Source organism: Actinoplanes sp. 13 (genome assembly GCF_056134165.1).
The window spans coordinates 1-2437 of sequence record NZ_JBVYOQ010000064.1 but is presented as its reverse complement, the minus strand read 5'-3'; the positions used below and the strand labels follow the sequence as shown (position 1 = coordinate 2437).

Sequence of the window (2437 nt, the reverse complement as noted above, 5' to 3'; positions counted from 1 at the left end):
CCGCTGCACATGGTCCCGACCCAGGTGATCGAGCTGGACGAGCTGCCACTGACCGCCAACGGCAAACTCGACCACAAACGGCTGCCCGCGCCGCACAGCGTGGCCCGGCAGCACCAGCCCCCGCGCACCGACAGCGAGAAGGCTCTCGCGGCCATCTGGCACGAGCTGCTCGGCGTGCCCCTGGACCGGATCGGCGTACTGGACAGCTTCTTCGACCTCGGCGGCAACAGCCTCCAGGCGACCCGTCTGATCGCTCGCATCCGCGACGCCGTGCAGGTCGCCATCGAGCCGCGGACGCTTTTCGCCCGGCCGGTGCTGGCCGAGCTGGCCGCTGAGATCGACGCGGAACACGACCGCGCCGCGACCGCCGACGAGGCCCTCGCGGAGGAGATCGCCGAACTCTCCGAGGAGGAGCTGGACCGGCTGCTCAACGAGGAGGCCCGGTGAGCACCACGGCGATGACCGTCGAGGAGAAGCGGCGTGCCCTGCTGGCCCTGCGCAAGCGCCGGCAGGCGGCCGCCCGTGCCGGGCAGGAGCCCATCGAGGTGGTGCCCCGGGGCGACCGGCACGTCCTGTCGTACCAGCAGGAGTCGCTGTGGCTGCTGAACCAGTGGGACCCGGGGTCGTCGGTCTATCACATCCCGATCGCCCTGCGGCTGCACGGCGCCCTGGACGTGCCCGCGCTGGAGCGGGCGCTGCTCGCGCTGGTCGAGCGGCACGAGAGTCTGCGCACGGTGTTCGGCTCGGACGCCGGAGTTCCGTTCCAGCAGGTGCACCCGGCCCCGCCGCGGTGGCCTCTCGCGGCGACCGACCTGTCGGATCTGCCGGCCGGGGAGCGCGCCGGGCGGCTGACGGCGCTGATCGACGAGGAGGCGCAGCGCCCCATCGACCTGGCGGCCGGCCCGCTGTTCCGGGCCGGCCTGGTCCGCTTCGCCGCCGACGAGCACATCCTCGTGCTGGTGCTGCACCACATCATCACCGACGGCTGGTCGGCCGGGGTGTTCGCCGACGACCTGGCCGCGCTCTACGAGGCCGCGAGCACCGGCGCCGGCTCGACCCGGCCGGAGCCCCGGATCCAGCCCGTCGACTACGCCGCCTGGCAGCGCCGGCAGGTGACCGGCAGCCAGCTCCAGGAGCAACTCGACTATTGGCGGACGCGGCTCGCGGACGCTCCGGTGCTGGACTTCCCGTCCGACCGGGTGCGCCCGGCGAACCCCACGGGCGCCGGGGCGCTGCTGCGGCACGACCTGGACATCGACGTGGTCACGAAGGTTCGTGAACTGGCTCGATCGTCGCAGGTGTCGCTGCTGGCGGTGCTGCACGCCGGCTTCGTGTCGGTGCTGTCGCGGTGGTGCGGGCAGACCGACGTGGTGGTCGGCTCGGTCTTCTCCGGCCGCACCCAGACCGACACCGAACCGCTGGTCGGGTTCTTCGCCAACACCGCGGTGCTGCGTGTGGGCCTGGACGGTGACCCCACCTTCGCCGAGGTCGTGCGGCGGTGCTCGGACTCCGTGCTCGGCGCCCTCGGACATCAGGACGTGCCGTTCGGCATGGTGGTGGACGCGCTGAAGCCCGAGCGGGTGCCGGGACGCAACCCGCTGTTCCAGGTGAGCCTCACGTTGCAGGCCGCGGGCACCAACAACGCCGGGTTCCGGCTGCCGGGCCTGCGCACCGAGGCGGTCGAGGTGGCCGAGACGCAGGCCCGTTTCGACGTCGGCGTCACCGTCGTCGAGAACGTGGCCGGTGCGGGCCTCGAGGTCCAGGTCGAGTACTCCACGGAGCTGTTCGACGAGGATCGGATGCTGCGGTTGGTGCGGCACTTCGAGCGGGCGTTGCGGCTGGGCACGGCGGACCCGCAGGCGACGGTGGCCTCCCTGCCGTTGGTGGCGCCCGCCGAATGGGCGGAGATCAGCGGCTGGAACCCGGCGCCGGTGACCCGGGCCGGTTCGCAGCTGCTGCACGACCTGGTCGCCGGGTGGGTGTCGCGCAGCCCGGACGCCGTCGCGGTGACCCACGACGGCCGGGAGCTGACGTATGCGGACCTGGGCGAGGCATCGGACCGGGTAGCGGCCGTGCTGCAGCGCAAGTTCGACGTGGGTCCGGGTGACGTGGTCGGTGTGCTGCTGGACCGCGGGCCGGATCTGCCGGTGGCCGAGTTGGGTGTGCTGAAGGCGGGTGGCGCGTGGTTGCCGTTGGACCCGCAGCAGCCGCCGGCGCGGTGGCAGGCGCAGCTGGCGGACGCGGGAGCCGTCGCCGTGGTGACCACCCCCGAGTTCGGCGCCGGCCTGCCGGCGGATCTCGCGCAGTGGCATCTGGACACCTCCCAGCAGGAGGGTGATCTGCAGCCGGTCGACATCTCACCGGATGACCTCGCTTACATCATTTACACGTCGGGGTCGACCGGTAAGCCGAAGGGTGTGATGGTTTCGCACCGGGC

General features: G+C 72.3%; 2 protein-coding genes. Both read left to right on the top strand.

Annotated elements, in window-relative coordinates; genetic code table 11:
* On the top strand, positions 1 to 447 hold a 447-nt coding region (locus tag AC0NH5_RS42935; protein WP_474414250.1), incomplete at its 5' end, for a phosphopantetheine-binding protein.
* On the top strand, positions 444 to 2437 hold a 1994-nt coding region (locus tag AC0NH5_RS42930), incomplete at its 3' end, for a condensation domain-containing protein (protein ID WP_474414248.1). The genes AC0NH5_RS42935 and AC0NH5_RS42930, both read left to right, overlap by 4 nt.